The organism is Daejeonella rubra, assembly GCF_900103545.1.
In the GTDB taxonomy this organism is placed as follows: domain Bacteria; phylum Bacteroidota; class Bacteroidia; order Sphingobacteriales; family Sphingobacteriaceae; genus Daejeonella; species Daejeonella rubra.
Map to the genome: position 1 here is coordinate 75,378 of NZ_FNHH01000005.1, position 19,293 is coordinate 94,670.

Below are 19,293 nucleotides of genomic sequence, written 5' to 3' on the forward strand. Positions count from 1 at the left end.
CAATATGAAAAAATATATAAATTCTCAATTTCCGTTCCTGAAACGGAGTTGTCTGGCTCTTGCCTTATTATCAGGATTAAATCCTGGTAGTATACTCGCACAAGACACAACAGCGGTAGCAAGTACCGCTGACAGTACCGAGGTATCCACAAATAAAGGATCAAAACCTGTTAAAAATACATTTGGCAGTGTTTGGCTAATGGATAACCAAACTGTAATGGTTCCGATAAAAGGAACTTTGGAGATGGATATTCAACACCGCTTTGGAACCATAGAGAATGGCAGGAAAGATGTTTTTGGACTGTTCGCACCCTCAAACATCAGAATGGGATTGACCTATTCACCGCTAAACAAATTGTTTGTTGGTGCAGGTCTTACAAAAGAAAGAATGCAGGCAGATCTGAATGCCAAAATTGGTTTGTTACTTCAAACCATTGATGGTAAAATGCCCGTAAGTGTCACCTACTTTGGAAACATGGTTATTGATGCCCGCGACAAAAGTTTTTTCAGATATGCCGTACACCGTTTTTCTTATTTCAACCAACTTCTAATTGCTAGAAAGATAACAGAAAAGCTATCATTACAGGTAGCACCAAGTTTTTCCTGGTTCAACAATATAGAAGGTTATGTTGACAGTCAGGGGAACGTACAAAACAAAATGGAAAACGGACATTTGGCAATTTCAGCCCTGGGCAGATACAAAGTGACCGATCAATCTGCAGTAACAGTAGGATATGATCAGCCGCTTACTCAACATCCAACCAATAACCCGCATCCTAATATCGCTTTCGGTTTTGAAACAACTACCAGCGCCCATGCATTCCAAGTATTTATGGGTACTTATTACGGTATTGTACCTCAGAGCAATAATATGTTCAACCAAAATGATTACCGGAACGGGCAATTTGTAATTGGATTCAATATTAGCCGCTTATGGAATTTTTAAAAACATAAAATTTTAACATTAAACAGGCTGGTCCGGATATAAACCAGACCGGCCTGCTTAAATTATAAAAAAACCGCATCACCTCTAATTAATAAAAATCAAAAAGGCAACTGCCGATGAAAAACGTTTTCATTAATGAGAAAGAATAGCCAAAATTGACAATAATCACCATTTTAAACAGCATTAGTATCAAATATGATCAGATGACATTTAAATTACAAAAGGTGACCAGCATCACCTAAACAACTGACATCAGACACGATATAGACATAACGGAATATATACCTTTATAAAACAAGGAAATAAATATTAAATATAAACGTCTAATTTTTAATTAATTAGAAAAATACTTAAGCCTTGAATTGCAATAATTAAATTAAAGTTAAAATATAAAAATAAACAGATGAAAAAGATCATTTTAATACTTGCCATTACCATGGGCTTTACAGGATTCAGTTTTACTTTAATGGAAAACAATCAGAATAAGCCATGGCCTGTTCCTGATAACTTCAAAAAAATGAAGAACCCTGTAGCTTCCAATGCAGCCTCAATAGCTGAAGGAAAAGCACTATGGAGCACCCATTGTAAATCTTGTCATGGAGCGAAAGGATTAGGTGACGGGTCAAAAGCTGCTAAGCTTGAAACAGATCCTGGCAATTTTTCAAAAGCCGATTTTCAGGCTCAATCTGATGGTTCTTTATTTTACAAAATAAGAGAAGGCCGTGATGATATGCCTAATTTCAAAAAGAAATTACCAGATGCAGACGAAAGCTGGGCTATGGTAAATTTCATCAGAACTCTTAAATAATATTTCGCACAGGAGGAAATTGCAAGACCAGTCTCGGAATTTGAAGACTGGTCTTTTTTATTTCCATAAGCCTGAATATTTTTTCGCAATTCATCAGAATTGCACATAACGTACCTTATTGAAACCCTGACAAACAATTTTATGGAAAATCCACAAAAAACTCCTACCCGAAAAAAGTTTCTGATTTGGGGTGCTGCAGTTCTCTCTTCCCTTACGTTCATGAAAATATTTGCTGACAAGCAGGAGGAAAAAACCGAGACAATAAAAATGCTGACCCAGGATGGCAAACTGGTAGAAATTGATAAAAAATTATTGACTTCTTCTGCAAAAAAGATCAGTGATGAAGAGCTGAAAAAATGGGTTAAAAAATAAATCAGATAATTAGATAAACCTGACATGGAAAACAATACCTCAAGAAGGGACTTCCTCGTAAATGGTCTGCTGGCAACTGCTGCTGCAACAGCCACAGGATGCGGAAATAATCCTTTTGCACCAGAAGAAACAGTCGCGCTAAGCGGAGAGAAAGTAAAACTACTTTCTGTCGATGGTGAAATAATCGAAATAGATAAGGCCTTTTTAAAGCCTGTTCCTCATATGCCACCCCTCACAAACAGTGAAGAAAGAAAAGGTATTGAAGGCAAAAAATTTGTGATGGTCATAGATCTTGCACGTTGTAAAAACTTAAAAAAATGCCAGGAAGCATGTAACCATGCACACTCCTTAAATCCGGGACAAAACTGGATAAAAGTACTTTCCATGCAGGAAGCAGAAGAAAGTGCTCCTTTCTGGCAACCTACTACCTGTATGCATTGTGATGAACCACCCTGCGTTAAGGTTTGTCCGGTGGATGCAACCTTCAAACGTCAGGATGGATTAGTATTAATCGACAGTGACCGCTGTATCGGATGCCGTTTTTGTATGGCTGCATGCCCCTATTCTACCCGTGTATTTAATTGGGAGGAGCCAATTCTTGAGGAAGCCGTAGCCGCTCAACCATACTCATGCGAAACCAGCATGCCACAAAAGATCGGAACGGTTAGTAAATGTGATTTCTGTCCGGATATGGCCAGAATGGGAGAATTACCACATTGTGTAACCTCCTGTCCGAATGGTGTTTTCATGTTTGGTGATATGAATGAAGATTCTGTTACCAATGGAGCAGAAACATTCCGGTTCAGCGAATTAATTAAAGATAAAGCCGGTTACCGATTAATGGAAGACCTGGGAACTAAACCAAGTGTTTATTATCTGCCTCCGGTTAGCCGTAATTTCCCTTATGAATCAGGGTTAGAGAATCTAAGCCCTGCTGATAAACAAAGTCATTAAAATTAGTCAAGTGGAAAATTCACCATCTTTAACAAAAGACCAGATCATCCAGGACCTTCTTCCCCAAAAATTTGGGAAGCTGGGCATGATCTGGACCTACTCACTCATCTTCATCTGCTTAATTGGCGCTTTTGCCTATTACCGACAGCTCTCAAAGGGACTTGTGGTAACCAACATGGGCGACTATGTATCCTGGGGCATCTATATTTCCAATTTTGTGTTCTTTGTAGCCATTAGCTTGGTGGGATCCCTCATCACCGCTATCTTTCGTCTCTCGAACATGAAATGGGCCACACCGTTGACCAGAATTGCAGAGATCATCGCTGTATCAGCTATCGTATTTGCTTCTCTGATCATCATTATTGATATGGGGCGACCCGACAGAATGCTGAACCTGTTTTTACATGGCCGCATCCAATCACCTATCATGTGGGATGTAATTGTAATCAGTACCTATTTTGTAATCAGTTTACTTTTGCTATACCTGCCATTGCTTCCTGATCTTAAAATAATGATCAAATTCAAAGAAAGGTCAAGTAATATCCTGAATAAATTATACCTGTTCCAGGGCTCATTCTGGAGAGGAACAGCAGAACAGTTTAAAATAAGTGAGCGGGCGATAACCATACTTTGTATCACTATTATCCCTGTGGCATTTAGTATTCACACCGTTACTTCCTGGTTGTTTGCAACCACCTACAGGCCGGGCTGGGACAGCACGAACTTTGGCGCCTACTTTATCTCAGGGGCATTCCTTGTTGGAGCAGGTGGCGTTGTAGTTGCAATGTTTGTTTTCCGCAAGTTTTATAAACTGGAAAAGTATATCACTGAAATGCATTTTGAAAAAATGGGAAGAATAGTGGTCATGCTATCTCTGCTTTACCTGTATTTCAACATCAATGAATACCTGGTTCCTGCCTTTAAAATGAAGAGTGGAGAAGAAGCGCATTTGAAAGGTTTGTTCTCCGGTGAATTTGCACTTATTTTTTGGTTTGCCATCCTGATCGGGATGATCATTCCGATCCTGATACTGGTATTCAAAAAAGGCAGAAAGCCACTACCAATGTTTATTGCAGGTATCATGATCGTGATCGGTGCATGGTTCAAACGATATCTGATCGTTACACCCACTTTACTGCATCCATTCTTACCTATGCAGGATGCACCGGCAGAGTTTCATCATTATTTCCCCAGCTGGGAAGAATGGGCCATAGCAATGGGAACTCTTGCAGGCACTTTACTGGTGATCACCTTCTTTGCCAGAATTTATCCGATCATTCCAATCCAGGAAACTATAACTGAACAAGATGAAACCTGCATGAGCTTACCGCCCACAAAACGACATGAATAAGCTCATGTAAGATTCATAGCCTTTAAAAAACAATTATATTCTCATGAAAAAGCTGAAAATAAATAAATACATTTTCCTTCTACTGCCATTCCTGTTTATAGCATTAACAAACAGGGTTTCGGCTCAGGAAAAAGAAGAAGCTGTGGAGCTGGTAAAACTGAATTATTTCACAGTAAATAATGGAGTACAATACCTGATACTTGAAAACTCGCTTAAGAAAGGAAGAAATACAGAGCCACTTAAGAATAAGGTGTTTCACTTCTATCTGAACAGTAATACACCTGAAAATTTGATTGGCAAAGTAAGTACCGATAAAAATGGCAGGGCTAAAAGTTTTCTTCCACCCTCATTAAAAGCAGCATGGGCTGAAAGTTCAAACCCTACTTTTATTGCGGTAGCTGTTGGTAAGGAAGATGAAATTGCTGCAGAACTTGCCGTTTCAAAATCCAAAATTCAACTGGATACCCTTACCACAGATGGGATCAGGAGCATAAGCGTTAAGGTGATGCAACTGACTGATTCAGTATGGGTTCCAGCAGCTGATGTGGAGATGAAAGTAGGTGTTCAAAGACTGGGCGGAATTCTTTCTGCCGGCGATGAAGAAACCTATACTACGGACTCCAGTGGTACTGCTACCATGGAATTTACTAAAGATAGTTTACCGGGCGACCAAAAAGGAAATTTCGTATTGGTTGCCAAAATTCAGGAGAACGATCTTTATGGAAACCTTCTCATCGAAAAAACTGTACCATGGGGAATTGCTGTAAAAACAGACAATAGTTTCTTTGAACAGAGAACACTATGGACCACCCGATTCAGAACGCCAATATGGTTATTGATCATGGCCTATTCCATTTTCATAGGAGTATGGGGTACCATCATTTATCTGATCACACAAATTGTTAAAATAAAGAAATTGGGGGTAGCTGTTCCTGAGGAGGAAATTTAAAATATTAGCTCCAAAAGAACATGAAAGTCAAATTATAGAGAAATTTTCCCTATTAATAATATGGGGAAGATTCATCTCATAGCGCTTAAAATAAAGAATCATTTCCTCCTGTTTTAACCAATGGGAGGAAATTTAAATTTCAAAAGCGCTCATCAACTTACAGGAATAAAAATCAGCAATTTTAAAATTATTAAACATAATGGATAATAGTTTTTTTGCATACATACAAGAACTTGAACTGATTGCTTTTTTTTCAGGTTTCCCATTAATCTATGCCACAATTCTTGTTGTTGCCGGAAGTTCAAACTTAAAGCAGGGTTTTAAAAGCAAACTAGTCCAGCTTTTGCCATACGGATATGCATTAGCCGGCACCTTATACCTGGGGCTGATATTAAAAAACCTATACCCGAATTATTCGCTTGAAAACATACAACATCCTTATTTAACTATTTGGGGACTCCTGGCTATCCTTTTCTGGATACCAGCAATAAGCAAAAAAACAAGTATTAGTCTGATGCATAGCTTAGTCATTTTTATTGTTCTGATTAAAAATTTATTGACGCAGTTAACATCATCCTCTGCTGATATAAATATGGTCAGAAACGACATGAAAATTTATACCGCCAGCCTTATCTTGAATCTTGGCACTTTTGCATGTTTACTTCTATTATCTTTTGTGTTAAACCATTTTAGAAAAAAGATAATCACCTGAAAAAATCAGATATTCTTTCAGGGAAAAAACATCTTCGAAATCAATCAACAAATACGATTTCCCGGAGCAATCCATAGTCTCACTTATGCCATAATATTTTATTGATTTTCAATTACTTACGAAAGCAATAGCAATACAATTATACAGGCCAATTTAGTGATAACAGTCACTTAATACCTTAATATGAATCACTTTAGTTGCGGCTTGTTAATGAGAACTTAGAGCTATAAATACTTAACCAATTGTTCATTTTTTAAACCTATAAATATGAAAACATTTAACAACAAAACACTGATGATGTTCCTGCTCATTATCAGCGGAACTGGTTACATTGCCAGTTGCACAAATGAGAACGAGGCCATTCCTCTTGCCGCCACTACTGGTCCGGTTATCACCCGGGGTTCTAATGTTCATATCCCCGGAAATATGACAGTGGGAAATACGAGTGAGTGGAAACTTGACAAATCACACTCAAACGTGATGTGGTCAACAAATTATGTTGGAGCCGCCGGCTTACTTACCGGTCGTTTCAACCAGTTTGGCACACATGAAGTTACGGATGCAGAAATGACGACTTACACAACAACTGGTCAGCCATTAAAAGATAATTCATGGGCATTTTATGAAAGTGATCCTACAAAAACATTTATCAATGGATATGTACAGATCAATACATCCAATACAGGAGAACCCGGACGTGATGCAGGTTGTAATATTTCTGCTTTAGGAACAACCGCTATTATAGCAGGAACTCAGAACCTGTCAATGACTAACCTGGCAAAGATCAAATCAACAGAAGTGAAATTTGATCCATTGAGTAATGACTACATCGTTACTTTAACACTAACCTGGAAGGGTACCTTAAGTGCTCCTATAACAAAATCAGTTGTCGGAAAATTAAAATATATAAAAAGAGCAACTGTAGGAACTACTGCAGCTCCATATGATGTATTTGGATTACAGTTAAAGTTTCAGTTTAACTGCAGAGATTTTGGGATTGCAAGTACCAGTATATCCGATAAAATTGACATCGAGTGTAATATGAACTTCAACAACAAGTAATTAATAAAGAATTACTATGAAAAAGATACTAATATTTGCCGGTTTCATTTTAACAATGGTGATCGGTATGAGCGGGTGTTACAAGGATACTATCATCCCGGAAGGGGCAATTGATCCGGATGGACCACCGCAATCGGTAAGTTTCAGTAAGGATCTGGCACCGATATTTAATACCAAATGTGCTTTATCGGGATGTCATGTTTCAGGTGCTCATAAACCCTATCTGGCAACAGCAATTGCTTATCAGGAAGTTGTCAATGGCGGATTTGTCAACACGATAGTGCCTAAAGAGAGCAAATTATACAAAATGATCAATGGAGAAATGAAGGAATATATCCCTTCTGCTTCAGACAGACAAAAAGTATATGACTGGATAAGAAATGGTGCTCCGAACAATTAACTGACCTAAACCTAAGAAAGTGAAACCTATAATATATTTACCTACCCGCCTGTTCGTTCTAACCGGATTTCTGGTCGCTTGCCTTTTTATAAATCAGGCAAGCCTATACGCACAGGATAGTACAGCAGTGGCTGATACTTCAGTCATGCCTGCTAAGGTCAAGCCAGTCAAAAATACCTTTGAAAGTGTCTGGATCATTGACAATCAAACTGTTATGGTTCCCGTTAAAGGAACGTTCGAAATGGATATCATGCACAGATTTGGAACTGTAGAAAAGGGCTATGATGATTTCTGGGGATTTTTTGCACCCTCTAATATCAGACTCGGTGTAAACTACGCTCCAATTACAAATCTGTACATCGGCTTTGGTATTGCCAAAGATCATATGTTATGGGACGGTAATGCCAAATACTCCATCATTAAACAAACTAAAGGAAAATATCCTGTCAGTGTAACCTATTATGGAAATTTAGCCTATGATACCAGAAAAGATGAGGACAACAGTATTTTCAAATTCCAATCTGAGCGTATTTCTTCATTTAACCAGATCATTGTTGCAAGAAAAGTAACTGAAAAGTTTTCAATTCAAGTAGCTCCCAGCATGTCTCATCAGAACTCAGTAAATGGATTCTATACAAAAAATGATAGTACTGGACAAGAGATCTTCAGGGAAATGAAGTTTGATCATTTTGCTTTGGCAGTATCAGGAAGATACAAAGTAACTGCTGTTACATCAGTAATAGTTAATTATGATCAGCCACTTACAAAACACAATACTAAAAACCCAAATCCAAATGTATCATTCGGACTGGAATTCAATACCAGCAACCACTCATTCCAATTGTTTATGGGCAACTATTCCACTCTGAATCAACAAAGAAATAACCTTTACAATAACAATAGCCCTTTTAACTATACTGCAGCAGATGGCACAAAAGTAAAAGGTGGTAAATTCCTGATCGGATTTAATATAACCAGGTTATGGAACTACTAAGTTTTCAATAAATAGTAAATTTTTATCACTGAAAAACCAACCGGTCCAATACAAAGGGCGGTTGGTTTTTCAATTAAGTATGATGCGGGAAATAAAATATTATCTGGGATGCTCTTTTCAAATGATTTAATTTAGAGCATAATTTTTAGGACATGGAGATTAAACAGGTTATAACAAATCCAATAAATTACCTGCTGGCAGTATTGGTCATGATATTTTCAAACTCCTGCACCAATAATGTACAAAATAAAGAAGTACTGCCCTCTAAAACTGATTCGGTCAGGACCATTGAGGGAAAGCCCTCCAGTAGCTTTAAAGACACTATCAAAATAGGTTTTCCTGCTGCTGTTTTTTTCAATACCGACAAACTTCAATCTGAGAAATATATTGAAACTAATGGCAAACAAGTATTTGAAAGTATACAACACGACTGCTTTTACCAGATGAAATACTCAAGGGGCATTTTGAAAAAATATTATCCTGAAATCAAGGTTACCGAGCTTATCAATGCAAGATATCTAAGGTTTAATACAGCTAATTCAGGATATATTATTATTGATCTGAATAAATATGATCTATGCGGAATGTTCATTTCTGATGGTCAAAAGGCTCCAATCGTTGTAGATATGACAAATGTGGAAACACAGTTAGGGTTTTATTTTTCAAAAAAATAAGAACTTCAAAAACGGATTATAAGAGTGCCAATACTACCTATGTATCGCTTAACCTATTAACCGATAGTTTTAGTTTCAGCTTAACATCGAAAGGCGAATCCCAAAAAATTCCTTAAGTACAAATGAAGCGAATTGCGTAAATTGCACAATGAAAATACTACTTGTTGCCGCTACCAGGGCCGAGATAGAACCCTTTCTGACGCATTTCTCCTTCAGTGATGTGCCTCCATATGAAAAAACCATCCGGAATTACCAGATAAAAGTCCTGATAACTGGCGCCGGCATGGTACCTACTGCATTTGCACTTGGTAAAGCCCTCTCTGAAGAACATTTCGAACTGGCCATAAACGCAGGCATTGCAGGGAGTTTTAATCCCAATCTGAAACCCGGAGATATTTGCCTGGTTAGAGAAGATATTTTTGTTGAGTTTGGAGCAGAAGACGGAGATAATTTTTTATCTATTGAAATACTCGGACTTGGCAAGAGCACCTATTTACCAAAGCCCAATCCATCTTTTACAAAACATAGAAACCTGCAGGAAGTCAGAGCAATTACTGTCAATAAAGTCCATGGGAATGACCTTTCCATCTTAAAAACCATCGCCCATTTCAATCCGGAAATTGAAAGCATGGAAGGAGCTGCCTTTTTTTATTCCTGCGAACAAAGCAATACACCCTGCATTCAGATCCGGGCAATTTCAAATTTTGTAGAGCGGCGCAACCGGGAGAACTGGAAAATTGAGCTAGCGGTAAATACATTAAATGATACACTGATACAGCTTTTTGATTCATGAAATTAAGCCTCGGATTTTCTCCCTGCCCTAACGATACCTTTATTTTCGATGCCATGATCCATCAGAAGATCGACACCGAAGGGCTGAGCTTTGATGTAGTATTTGATGATGTTGAAACGCTTAATCAAAAAGCTTTCAGGGCAGACCTCGACATCACCAAACTGAGTTATCATGCCTATGCCTACCTCACTGAAAAATACGTGTTGCTTCATGCCGGAAGTGCATTAGGTTTCGGGGTTGGCCCATTACTCATTTGCGAAAATGAAGATTATATTTCAACTGATGGTTTGCAAAATCTCAGACCTCACCCGATAGCTATCGGGTCTTCAGACCTCAGAATTGGCATTCCCGGCAAATACACCACTGCAAATTTTCTACTTAGCCTGGCATTCCCGGAAGCGAAAAATAAGATTGAGATGAAATTTTTTGAAATTGAATCAGCCTTATTGAATCATCAGATCGATATGGGTGTGATCATCCATGAAAATCGATTCACTTATCAGGAAAAAGGTCTGAAAAAGATCATCGATCTGGGTGAATTTTGGGAAGATCTGACCAAGGGCCCTATTCCGTTGGGTGGTATCATGATTAAAAGAGAGCTTCCTGAGGACATAAAACAAAAGGTGAACCGCATCATTCAACGAAGTGTTCAATACGCATTTGATCATCCGGAATCCGGAATGGATTTTATCTGCTCACTTTCGCAGGAAATGAGTAAAGAGGTAATCAACAAACACATTGAACTGTACGTCAATAAATTTTCCATTGATCTGGGTGAGGTGGGAAGAAAAGCGGTTCATACATTCTTTGAGGAGGCCCATAAAGTCGGTATCATCCCCGAAACGAAACAAAACTTATTCTTATAATTGTACAAAAGACTTAATCATTTAGCATGATCATTATTACAGGCGCAGCAGGATTTATTGGAAGTTGTTTGGTTCAAAAATTAAACGATGAAGGTTTTTATGACCTGGTGCTGGTGGATGATTTTTCTAATGAAAACAAGAATAAAAATTTTGAAGGTAAACGCTATTCCAAACAGGTAAACCGGGATGTTTTCGCGGAATGGCTGCGCGAAAACCATTTGCATGTGCAGTTCGTGTTTCATATTGGAGCCCGCACTGATACTACCGAAATGGATGTTAAACTTTTCAATCAGTTGAACCTTGATTATACCAAGACCATTTGGAATATTTGTACTGAATTTGGACTTCCTCTAGTTTATGCATCCTCTGCTGCCACCTATGGTTTGGGAGAGCTCGGATATGATGATGATGAATCCAGGATTCCAATGCTCAAACCCCTTAATCCTTATGGTGACTCGAAAAATGATTTTGATATCTGGGCTCTGAAACAGGAAAAGAAACCATATTTCTGGGCTGGATTAAAGTTTTTCAATGTGTATGGCCCTAATGAATATCATAAGGGAAGAATGGCATCCGTGATATTTCATACCTTCAATCAGATCCGGGAAACAGGATCCATGAAATTATTTCAATCGCATAATCCCGATTTTAAGGATGGGGAACAGATGCGTGATTTTGTTTACATCAAAGACGTGGTGAACGTCTTGTATTTTCTGATGCATCACCGTAAAGACTCCGGTATTTACAATCTTGGAACCGGCAAGGCAAGAACCTTCCTTGACCTGGCAAAAGGCACCTTTAAAGCTTTAGACAAAGAGCCCTCTATTTCTTTTGTACCTACTCCGGAAGATATTCGCGAAAAATACCAGTACTTCACTGAAGCCAATATGGCAAAACTTCGCTCCATTGGATATAGTCAGGATTTTTACAACCTTGAAGATGGTATTGAGGATTACGTGAAAAATTATCTGGTGCCGGGGAAGTTTTTATAATCTACAAATCCTCCCTCAAATTCATAGAATTCTTTACACTCAATCTGGAAGAGATCGCAGAAGCGATCACAGAAACCAGCAATACGGTTCCAAATACAAGAATAAAATCAGTCAGCTTGATCCCAACAGGATAGGAATCGATCATCAGATTCGCGCCCGACATCGCAATAAAACCAAATTGCTGCTGCAGGAGGATAAAGATCAATCCGGCAGCCATACCGAAAACACATCCAAGCATGGAGATCATCATCCCCTCAATAAAGAAAATACCCCTGATCAAGCCTTTATTAGCCCCCAGGCTGCTTAAAATGGCAATATCTTTACGTTTATCAATAACCAGCATCGTTAATGATCCGATAATATTAAAGATCGCGATGATCAAAACAAAGGTCAGGATCAGAAATATGGCCCACTTTTCGGAATTCAGGATCTTATAAAGTAATTCATTCTGCTGACTGCGGTTCTTGACCAAAAATTCCTTCCCTAAAGATTCTTCAATATCCTTTTGAAGATCCTCAATCACAACATCTCTAGCGGCATTTATTTCGATGTAGGATACCAGTTTATTCTCCCCAAGCAATTCTCTTGCAAAACGAATAGGAACAATCATGGTATTATCAAATTCCTGCTGAACAGCAAAAACACCGGATGGATAAATGGAGCGTACATTGAATTCATCCGCAGGGTTCAATGAATTTAAAGCACCTTTTCTGGGCGAATATACATCGAGACTTTGAAATTCATTATTCAGGTTAATGGACAGATAGGTCTGCAAGGCAGAACCTATCACAGCCATATCCTGACCCTTAGACCAAAGCGTGAAGCTTCCACTGGAAATTACTGAATCCAGTCCGGTTTTATTTTTCAGAAAACCTTCACTAACACCCTTTACGAGGGCAATCGACTGACTTTCGCCATATCTTACCAGAGCCTTTTCCTGTAATACTTCGGTATAATTAATGATGCGTTTATCGTTCTTCAAGGTCAGGAAATGAGTGTTTCCAGGGTCAAAGGTCTTACCTTTCAGGGCTTCGATGCGGAGTTCCGGACTAAAGGTATTATACATAGAAAGTACAATATTTTCAAAACCATTGAATACCGAAAGAATAATAATGAGTGCGGCACTACCTACAAAAACGCCGAGCATGGAGATGCCTGATATGAAATTGATCGCATTGACCGATTTCTTTGAAAACAGATACCTTTTGGCGATATAATAGGAGGTGTTCAAATTATCGGTCTAAATATTGTTTGTATCAGCTAAGGAAAGGATTATACTGCTTCTCAAATCCGATACTGGTGGATGGTCCATGGCCCGGATAAACACGGCAATCATCAGGAAGGACAAATAATTTCTCACGGATATTAGTGATCAGCAGATCATGATTCCCACCCGGAAGGTCTGTTCTGCCTATACTTCGGTAAAACAATACATCACCGCCAATCAAAAAGCAATCTTTCACACTATAAAAACATAAATGAGCCGGCGAATGGCCCGGTGAAAATATAAGTTCAAGCTCAGATTCCCCGAATTTAACAGTGCCACTTTCTGGCAAAAAAACTTCAGGCAAGGGGGAAACTTCATAGCGAATTCCCATTTGCGGGGCATAAGAAACGACTGAATTCAGGACAATCTCTTCACCCTTATGGAATTGAGGTAATAATCCATAGGTATCAAAAACGAATTTATTTCCCAAAACATGATCTATATGGCAATGCGTATTCAGAAGTAAAACCGGCTTCAGTTTATTGTCGGAAATAAATTTCAAAAATTCGTTTTGCTCATCGCCCGTATACATTCCGGGATCAATGATCACGCATTCCGATGTTTCGTCGGAAAGAATATAGGTGTTCTCCTGATAAGGATTAAATGCGAGTGACTTAATTTGGATCATAATTACAAAAGTACCTAATTCCGTCCATTCCGATACAGAATATTGCTTCAGACAATTTCAGCCAAGAGAAATTGATCGCAATTGAATTTTTAAGGTCAGTTTAGTGATGGATTTGCACGACTTAATCTGTAGATCATTAAGGCTGCTCTCTGAACGAGGATTGGCAGCTCCTTTAAGTTGATCACTTCACCGGGCTTATGTGCTCCACCTCCTGAAGCGCCCATTCCATCCAGGCAATCCACATATTTGGCAATATCAGAAATATCCCCTGCTCCGCGTGCTCCGGGATCACCTGCCAGTGTTGCACCGATACCCATATCGCGGGTGATCTTATCCAGATATTTCACCAGCCTGTAGTTCCCTTCTGTTGGCTCCATTGCCGGAAGTCCGTCGGTAAAAGTTATGGTAGAACTGGTTCCATTCAGGCTCTGGGCAGTAATAGTTTTCATTTTCTCTCTTGCCTTATCACGCTGCACTTCTGAAATGAAGCGAAGATCTCCGGCAACATAAGCGGCAGGAGAAATAATATTGGTTTTCCCGATCGCCTCAACCCTTGCATTAGCTTTATCAACTCTGATCTCGGAACCAGCGCTCATCAAACCCGGATTAAAAGTCAGATACTTTTCATCTTTTAACTGGGTGCGAAATTCAGTGATAATCCTGGCAGCTTCATAAATAGCGCCATAACCTGCACTCTGACTGAAAATTCCTGCAGAATGGCCTGTCTTAGCATTCACATTAAGTACCCAGCCACCAATTCCACGGCGGGCAACAGCAACAGTATTCAGGCCCTGTGCACCTTCAAAACCCAATGCGATCTCGGTAGTACGGGCACGTTCAATAAAATCTTTCCTGGCCACAGCATGAGGCGAACCAGAGCTTTCCTCGTCACCGGTGAAGTACGCAATGATCTGGGTATTATCTAAAAGTCCGAGGGAATTAAGGGCTTTTAATGCGGAGATCATTACCATGTTACCACCCTTCATATCATTCACACCCTGGCCGGTTGCAGTAGAATCATTGAGCTTTGTGTAAGGACTGAAAGCCATATCCAGCTCAAAAACAGTATCCAAGTGCCCGATCAGAAAGAGGCGTTTACCCTGTGAACCCTTTCGGGTGGCTACCAAATGCCCTGCACGGCGCAATGAATCAGGCAGATCAACCCACTCGGTGGTAAAACCCAGTTTATCAAGTTCTCTGCGATAAATAGTACCTACCTTTTTTACACCTTCTGTATTCAAAGTACCGCTGTTAATATTAACAGACTCGATCAGCAATTCTTCCGACTCGCCAAAATTTGCTTTGATATATTCAATGATTTTTTTTTCATCCTGGCTAAGCTGGGCCTGAGTACTTGAATGGATGAATAAGAGGATTAAGAGGGTGTAAATTACTTTCATGAATTTTTTCAGTTTAATGTAAACTCAAATCTTTATCAATAGCTTATAAATTTCGGGAAATACGATTTGAATATAAGCAAACATACCCTCAAAAGGATTGCATAGTGACTAATAAAGTTTAAACTCAATCAGAAAACATGCTGAAACCTGCCCTCCAGCAGGTGAGGCAAATCGTCAACAGGCACAAATTTGGATTTAAGTTAATATGAGAACACGCGACACGCGTGCACCAGCATTATGTTCTAACGGTATATCTGCTATTTCCATTTAAACGTTTTGATCATATGATCAATATCCTTTTTAATAAAATCCAGAACTGGCTGAATTGAATCAAGACGAGGTTGTTCATTGAAATATAAGGCACCACGCAAATAGTTTTTGGTACTATCTGTTAAAAAAAACTGCACAGAGGATGCGGTATTTCCATCAATTGAATAATAGATGCCATAAACCTTCTTTTCAGGGTAGGAGATCATGGCTTCATCAATTGCGGTGGCTTTCACGGTATGTTTAAATGCAAATGTCCGGGCATCCTCAACCAATTGATCGAACTGCTCTCTTGAAGAAAATGATTGATAGCTTAAATGTATCCGACCATTGAACTGAGGATAATGCACATCGATCCAGCATGGCTTAGCCTCTCTGTCTTTATCAGGCAGGATCTGTGCGTAAACAGGGAAATCAAAACTATAGGGGCAATCACTTGTGTATAGCTGGTATTTTTTTTCAGGAAGATCAATTTTAAAATAAGAACGGGGTTTAGGAGAGTAATCGCCAGCACAGGAGTAAAGAAGTATGAGGATGCTGAAAAGACCAAATAGAAAATTCCTGACCATCAGCTATTCCATATTTCCCAGGATTTTTCAGCCTGCAGATGAAGCATTTCCAAACCGTTCTTTATGCTGGCTCCTTTTGCCTTTCCGCGTTTGAGGAACTCGGTTTCTGCCGGATTGTAAACCAGGTCGTACAATAAATGCTTGCTTGTTAGAAATTCATAGGGAATATCCGGACATTCTTCAATATTTGGAGCTGTACCTACCGGACTTGTATTGATAATTAACAGATAGTCATTCAGAATTTCCTCTGTTAGTTTTTTATACGATAACTGTTTACCAACAGCACGCCTGGACACTTTTTTGAATGAAATACCCAGTTTTTTAAGCACATAAGCAACAGCTCTGGAAGCACCGCCGGTACCGAGAATCAATGCCTTGTGATGATGTTTTTTCAATAAAGGCTTTAAGGATTTTTCAAAAGCATAAGCATCCGTATTATATCCTTCAAGCCTGACCTGCATGGAAGATAGTTCGCCACTGAAAAAAGCCTCCACAGGCTGATGATTAACGATCTTTATACAATTTACCGCATCTATTTCTTTGGCAGCGGGATCCACTTTATCGAGGTAATACATCACTCCGATCTTATGTGGTACAGTAACATTCAAGCCGCAAAGATCTGGAATACTATTGATCAGCTCAGGCAGGTCACTTAGATTGGGCAGTGGAAAAAGCTCATACTGATAACTATCCAGCCCTTCCCTTAAGAACTTCTCTGTAAAGTACTTTTTGGAAAAAGAATGAGTTAGAGGATATCCGATCAGGCCGTACTTCTTCATAATAATTCTTTACACTTATGGCTTCTGAAATAATAAAGGAAGATGTTTAGGATGCTTCCATATCAAGAAAATGATCGAAAGTATCGCTTCTTAGTCCCAGACGCAAAGTTTCAACTGGAATCACATCAGCCGGAGCTATATTTCCAAGATTTATATTTGAACCGATCAATTTAATGAACCATACCTGCTGTGCCTTTTGAGGTGCTTCCCAAATAATGGTTTCAGCAGGTATCTGAGTTAAGATCTCATCAACCAAACCCTGTCTTACCTCTCCTGAATCTCTGTAAAGACCAACATTTCCGCTTTCTCGTGCTTCAGCGATAACTTTCCATGATCCTGCTTCAATCTCAGCTTTCATTAAACTGATCCATTTGTAGGGAGCAAAGATCTTGGCAGCATCCTTAGATCCTACTTCAGATATAACAGTTACCTGATCGCTTAGTTTTCGGATGTACTCACATTTTTCATCATGAGGAATGGTAATCGAACCATCAGATACTTCAGCGAACTTCATATCATATTTATCCAGGATCTTACGGTAGTCATCAAATTGATTCCTGATGATAAAGGCTTCAAACAAGGTTCCTCCGAAATACACAGGGATCTGCGCGTCACGATATATTTTTAATTTATTCTCAAGATTAGGGGTAACATAAGAAGTTGACCAGCCTAATTTAACAATATCCGTATGCGGACCGGCAACTTCCAGAAAATCTTCAATCTGACGAATGCTAAGACCCTTGTCCATAACCATCGTAAGACCATTAACACGAGGTTTTTGTGTACGATCGGGGATGCTTTTTAAAGTATAATTCATCTGCTATTATATTGCTTTTGTATAATTGGTTGAGCCTTGGTATAATCGTTTATTTTGAAAAGAAGGCCGGGTTAATTTTTTGCAAATTTCCTAAAAAAAATCAATACCTGAGGCCTCAAAAAATTTATTAGCCCTTTAACGGGTATAACGGTTGATTATATCAACAATAACCTTGTTTTCATGCAGCTGAGGCAGATATTCAAAAAGAATATGGTGTTTCTCCGGATCAGAATTAAGTGCTGTTTCCAGGTAGATCAGTGCTTCACCAAACTGATGAGCGGCAAAAAGGTAGGCAACCATCCTGTAATAGAGCTCGGCAGAGTCAGGGTTATTTTTAATTCCTTCAGAAATAATCTCTATTGCAGCAGTAAGTTTATCCTGCTCAAATAATATGGATGAATAGTCAAGCCAGGCTTCGATATCCACCGGATTGAGCTCCAGAACTTTTTCATATGCCTTTTCAGATTCGTCAAGCTGTTTAAGTTTATACTGAGCATCTGCAATGGCGAACCAGTAGTCTGCATTTTTATCATCCAGATCGAGTGCCTTTTTATAAAAATAAAGAGATTCGAAATATCTTTCTTCAAAATCAAGAGTTACTCCGATACCAAACCAGGCATCAGATTGTGAAGGATCAAGCTTAACTGCTTTTTTATAATAGGAGCGCGCTTCATCCATCCGTTCCAGCTTTTCATAGCACTCCCCAATAGCGGTATAGGTGTCCCCGCTTGGCGGTTCATATTCAAAAGTATGCTTATAAACCTCTATTGCCTCGGTATAACGATCCAGATGGACCAGGGCATTTCCTTTATTAAAGTAAGCGGAAGCAAAATTATCTTTGATAAGAATAGCATAATCATAAGCATCGATCGACTTTTCATATAGGTCCATCTTGTTGAATGCATTTCCTAAATTATACCAGGCAGCATAAGAATAAGGCTCATTATCAATGTATTGCTCATAAAACTTGATGCTTTCTTCCTGTTTATCCAGAACATCATAACAAAATGCAAGCTCATATAGCGCATCCTGATTTTCCATATTCTGCTCCAGGCATTGCTTTAAATAGCCAACTGCATTTTCATAATCACCCATGCTTTGATATACATAAGCTATATGAAGTAATATCTCGTCGGTGCTTTCTGCAAGCCCCAATGCCTTTTCATAATTATCCAGCGCATCCTGATTACGCTCCAATCCTTCGTAAATATTACCCCTGATGGTGTAAATATCAGCATCCGAAGGTTCCAGTGTCTCGGCCTTATTCAATGACTCAAATGCCCGGTCGAACTGGTTGGTTGCTAAATACAGCTGCGCCTGTTTAATAGAAAATACGGCAGCAAAAGGATGCTGATTAATGGCATATTCTGCAACCTGCAATGCCTTGATCGGATCATTCTTTTCAACGTAGTATTCAATAATACTTTCAAATGCCTGAGCATCAAAAAAGTACTGATCCTGATTGCGGATCATCTCTTCATATCTTTCTACCGAAAATCTGGGATCTTCGGAAAAATCAAACTCAAAATCTTCTTCCATCCTAAAATAATACCATTAAGAATGTTCCCCCTGCATATTGTTTAAAGAACAATATATCCTATTGCAATCAATTTAAGGCAAATAGCTTATTATTCAGCTTTTATTTTTCCACATCCTGACACTCTTAAAGCTAACAGGCTGAAAATAACTAATT

At 38.9% G+C, this 19,293-nt stretch carries 21 protein-coding genes; 14 read left to right on the forward strand and 7 right to left on the reverse strand.

What is annotated here, in order from left to right:
• Positions 1–4 precede the first annotated feature (4 nt).
• From BLR27_RS05105 to rfaD, 14 genes are all read left to right on the forward strand, one after another.
• Positions 5–946 carry a DUF5777 family beta-barrel protein gene (locus BLR27_RS05105; protein ID WP_090701266.1) on the forward strand — a complete coding sequence of 314 codons (942 nt, stop codon included), beginning with the start codon at positions 5–7 and terminating at the stop codon, positions 944–946.
• Between the two features lie 403 nt (positions 947–1,349).
• Positions 1,350–1,754 carry a c-type cytochrome gene (locus BLR27_RS05110; protein WP_090701270.1) on the forward strand — a complete coding sequence of 135 codons (405 nt, stop codon included), beginning with the start codon at positions 1,350–1,352 and terminating at the stop codon, positions 1,752–1,754.
• A 141-nt stretch (positions 1,755–1,895) separates the two neighbouring features.
• The gene (locus BLR27_RS05115) at positions 1,896–2,126 is read left to right on the forward strand and encodes a hypothetical protein (RefSeq protein ID WP_090701274.1); all 231 of its coding nucleotides are present in this window, start codon (positions 1,896–1,898) and stop codon (positions 2,124–2,126) included.
• A gap of 24 nt (positions 2,127–2,150) precedes the next feature.
• On the forward strand, positions 2,151–3,080 hold the full coding sequence (locus tag BLR27_RS05120; protein WP_090701278.1) for a 4Fe-4S dicluster domain-containing protein: 930 nt from the start codon (positions 2,151–2,153) through the stop codon (positions 3,078–3,080).
• A 10-nt stretch (positions 3,081–3,090) separates the two neighbouring features.
• On the forward strand, positions 3,091–4,431 hold the full coding sequence (gene nrfD / locus BLR27_RS05125; RefSeq protein WP_245704439.1) for an NrfD/PsrC family molybdoenzyme membrane anchor subunit: 1,341 nt from the start codon (positions 3,091–3,093) through the stop codon (positions 4,429–4,431).
• Positions 4,432–4,474: 43 nt separating this feature from the next.
• Positions 4,475–5,380 carry a hypothetical protein gene (locus BLR27_RS05130; RefSeq protein WP_090701287.1) on the forward strand — a complete coding sequence of 302 codons (906 nt, stop codon included), beginning with the start codon at positions 4,475–4,477 and terminating at the stop codon, positions 5,378–5,380.
• A gap of 199 nt (positions 5,381–5,579) precedes the next feature.
• Entirely contained in the window at positions 5,580–6,092 is a 513-nt protein-coding gene (locus BLR27_RS05135) for a hypothetical protein (RefSeq protein ID WP_090701291.1), read from the forward strand.
• 267 nt (positions 6,093–6,359) lie between these two features.
• Positions 6,360–7,154: a YceI family protein gene (locus BLR27_RS05140; protein WP_090701295.1), complete on the forward strand. Its 795-nt coding sequence runs from the start codon at positions 6,360–6,362 to the stop codon at positions 7,152–7,154.
• A gap of 16 nt (positions 7,155–7,170) precedes the next feature.
• A complete protein-coding gene (locus BLR27_RS05145; protein ID WP_090701298.1) occupies positions 7,171–7,554 on the forward strand; it encodes a hypothetical protein in 384 nt (127 codons plus the stop codon).
• Positions 7,555–7,573: 19 nt separating this feature from the next.
• Positions 7,574–8,548 carry a DUF5777 family beta-barrel protein gene (locus tag BLR27_RS05150; protein ID WP_143007701.1) on the forward strand — a complete coding sequence of 325 codons (975 nt, stop codon included), beginning with the start codon at positions 7,574–7,576 and terminating at the stop codon, positions 8,546–8,548.
• 152 nt (positions 8,549–8,700) lie between these two features.
• Positions 8,701–9,222, forward strand: a complete 522-nt coding sequence (locus BLR27_RS05155; protein ID WP_090701303.1) for a hypothetical protein — start codon at positions 8,701–8,703, stop codon at positions 9,220–9,222.
• A 148-nt stretch (positions 9,223–9,370) separates the two neighbouring features.
• A complete protein-coding gene (gene mqnB, locus BLR27_RS05160; RefSeq protein WP_090701307.1) occupies positions 9,371–10,015 on the forward strand; it encodes a futalosine hydrolase in 645 nt (214 codons plus the stop codon).
• The gene (locus tag BLR27_RS05165; RefSeq protein ID WP_090701311.1) at positions 10,012–10,881 is read left to right on the forward strand and encodes a menaquinone biosynthesis family protein; all 870 of its coding nucleotides are present in this window, start codon (positions 10,012–10,014) and stop codon (positions 10,879–10,881) included. Before mqnB ends, BLR27_RS05165 begins: the two co-directional genes overlap by 4 nt.
• A 26-nt stretch (positions 10,882–10,907) precedes the next feature.
• Positions 10,908–11,873 (forward strand): ADP-glyceromanno-heptose 6-epimerase, encoded by a 966-nt coding sequence (gene rfaD / locus BLR27_RS05170; protein ID WP_090701315.1) that lies wholly within the window; start codon positions 10,908–10,910, stop codon positions 11,871–11,873.
• A gap of 1 nt (position 11,874) precedes the next feature.
• On the opposite strand, the gene BLR27_RS05175 is transcribed toward rfaD, so the two are convergent.
• The 7 genes from BLR27_RS05175 to BLR27_RS05205 all read right to left on the reverse strand — a co-directional run bounded on the left by BLR27_RS05175 (position 11,875) and on the right by BLR27_RS05205 (position 19,139).
• A complete protein-coding gene (locus BLR27_RS05175) occupies positions 11,875–13,104 on the reverse strand; it encodes an FtsX-like permease family protein (protein ID WP_090701320.1) in 1,230 nt (409 codons plus the stop codon).
• A 25-nt stretch (positions 13,105–13,129) separates the two neighbouring features.
• The gene (locus BLR27_RS05180; protein WP_090701324.1) at positions 13,130–13,768 is read right to left on the reverse strand and encodes an MBL fold metallo-hydrolase; all 639 of its coding nucleotides are present in this window, start codon (positions 13,766–13,768) and stop codon (positions 13,130–13,132) included.
• A gap of 95 nt (positions 13,769–13,863) precedes the next feature.
• The gene (locus BLR27_RS05185; RefSeq protein WP_090701327.1) at positions 13,864–15,168 is read right to left on the reverse strand and encodes a M20/M25/M40 family metallo-hydrolase; all 1,305 of its coding nucleotides are present in this window, start codon (positions 15,166–15,168) and stop codon (positions 13,864–13,866) included.
• A gap of 257 nt (positions 15,169–15,425) precedes the next feature.
• A complete protein-coding gene (gene gldD, locus BLR27_RS05190) occupies positions 15,426–16,004 on the reverse strand; it encodes a gliding motility lipoprotein GldD (protein ID WP_090701330.1) in 579 nt (192 codons plus the stop codon).
• Positions 16,004–16,783: a shikimate dehydrogenase family protein gene (locus BLR27_RS05195; RefSeq protein ID WP_090701333.1), complete on the reverse strand. Its 780-nt coding sequence runs from the start codon at positions 16,781–16,783 to the stop codon at positions 16,004–16,006. The genes gldD and BLR27_RS05195 overlap by 1 nt, the downstream gene beginning before the upstream one ends.
• 46 nt (positions 16,784–16,829) lie before the next feature.
• Positions 16,830–17,600 (reverse strand): phosphosulfolactate synthase, encoded by a 771-nt coding sequence (locus BLR27_RS05200; protein WP_090701337.1) that lies wholly within the window; start codon positions 17,598–17,600, stop codon positions 16,830–16,832.
• Between the two features lie 135 nt (positions 17,601–17,735).
• Complete coding sequence (locus BLR27_RS05205) at positions 17,736–19,139, reverse strand: tetratricopeptide repeat protein (RefSeq protein WP_090701340.1); 1,404 nt, start codon at positions 19,137–19,139, stop codon at positions 17,736–17,738.
• Positions 19,140–19,293: the final 154 nt, after the last annotated feature.

Bases quoted from the DNA above. Each gene is read 5' to 3' on its own strand.
- BLR27_RS05105 (WP_090701266.1), top strand. From the start codon at position 5: ATGAAAAAATATATAAATTCTCAATTTCCGTTCCTGAAACGGAGTTGT.
- BLR27_RS05110 (WP_090701270.1), top strand. From the start codon at position 1,350: ATGAAAAAGATCATTTTAATACTTGCCATTACCATGGGCTTTACAGGA.
- BLR27_RS05115 (WP_090701274.1), top strand. From the start codon at position 1,896: ATGGAAAATCCACAAAAAACTCCTACCCGAAAAAAGTTTCTGATTTGG.
- BLR27_RS05120 (WP_090701278.1), top strand. From the start codon at position 2,151: ATGGAAAACAATACCTCAAGAAGGGACTTCCTCGTAAATGGTCTGCTG.
- BLR27_RS05130 (WP_090701287.1), top strand. From the start codon at position 4,475: ATGAAAAAGCTGAAAATAAATAAATACATTTTCCTTCTACTGCCATTC.
- BLR27_RS05135 (WP_090701291.1), top strand. From the start codon at position 5,580: ATGGATAATAGTTTTTTTGCATACATACAAGAACTTGAACTGATTGCT.
- BLR27_RS05140 (WP_090701295.1), top strand. From the start codon at position 6,360: ATGAAAACATTTAACAACAAAACACTGATGATGTTCCTGCTCATTATC.
- BLR27_RS05145 (WP_090701298.1), top strand. From the start codon at position 7,171: ATGAAAAAGATACTAATATTTGCCGGTTTCATTTTAACAATGGTGATC.
- BLR27_RS05155 (WP_090701303.1), top strand. From the start codon at position 8,701: ATGGAGATTAAACAGGTTATAACAAATCCAATAAATTACCTGCTGGCA.
- mqnB (WP_090701307.1), top strand. From the start codon at position 9,371: ATGAAAATACTACTTGTTGCCGCTACCAGGGCCGAGATAGAACCCTTT.
- BLR27_RS05165 (WP_090701311.1), top strand. From the start codon at position 10,012: ATGAAATTAAGCCTCGGATTTTCTCCCTGCCCTAACGATACCTTTATT.
- rfaD (WP_090701315.1), top strand. From the start codon at position 10,908: ATGATCATTATTACAGGCGCAGCAGGATTTATTGGAAGTTGTTTGGTT.
- BLR27_RS05180 (WP_090701324.1), bottom strand. From the start codon at position 13,768: ATGATCCAAATTAAGTCACTCGCATTTAATCCTTATCAGGAGAACACC.
- BLR27_RS05185 (WP_090701327.1), bottom strand. From the start codon at position 15,168: ATGAAAGTAATTTACACCCTCTTAATCCTCTTATTCATCCATTCAAGT.
- gldD (WP_090701330.1), bottom strand. From the start codon at position 16,004: ATGGTCAGGAATTTTCTATTTGGTCTTTTCAGCATCCTCATACTTCTT.
- BLR27_RS05195 (WP_090701333.1), bottom strand. From the start codon at position 16,783: ATGAAGAAGTACGGCCTGATCGGATATCCTCTAACTCATTCTTTTTCC.
- BLR27_RS05200 (WP_090701337.1), bottom strand. From the start codon at position 17,600: ATGAATTATACTTTAAAAAGCATCCCCGATCGTACACAAAAACCTCGT.
- BLR27_RS05205 (WP_090701340.1), bottom strand. From the start codon at position 19,139: ATGGAAGAAGATTTTGAGTTTGATTTTTCCGAAGATCCCAGATTTTCG.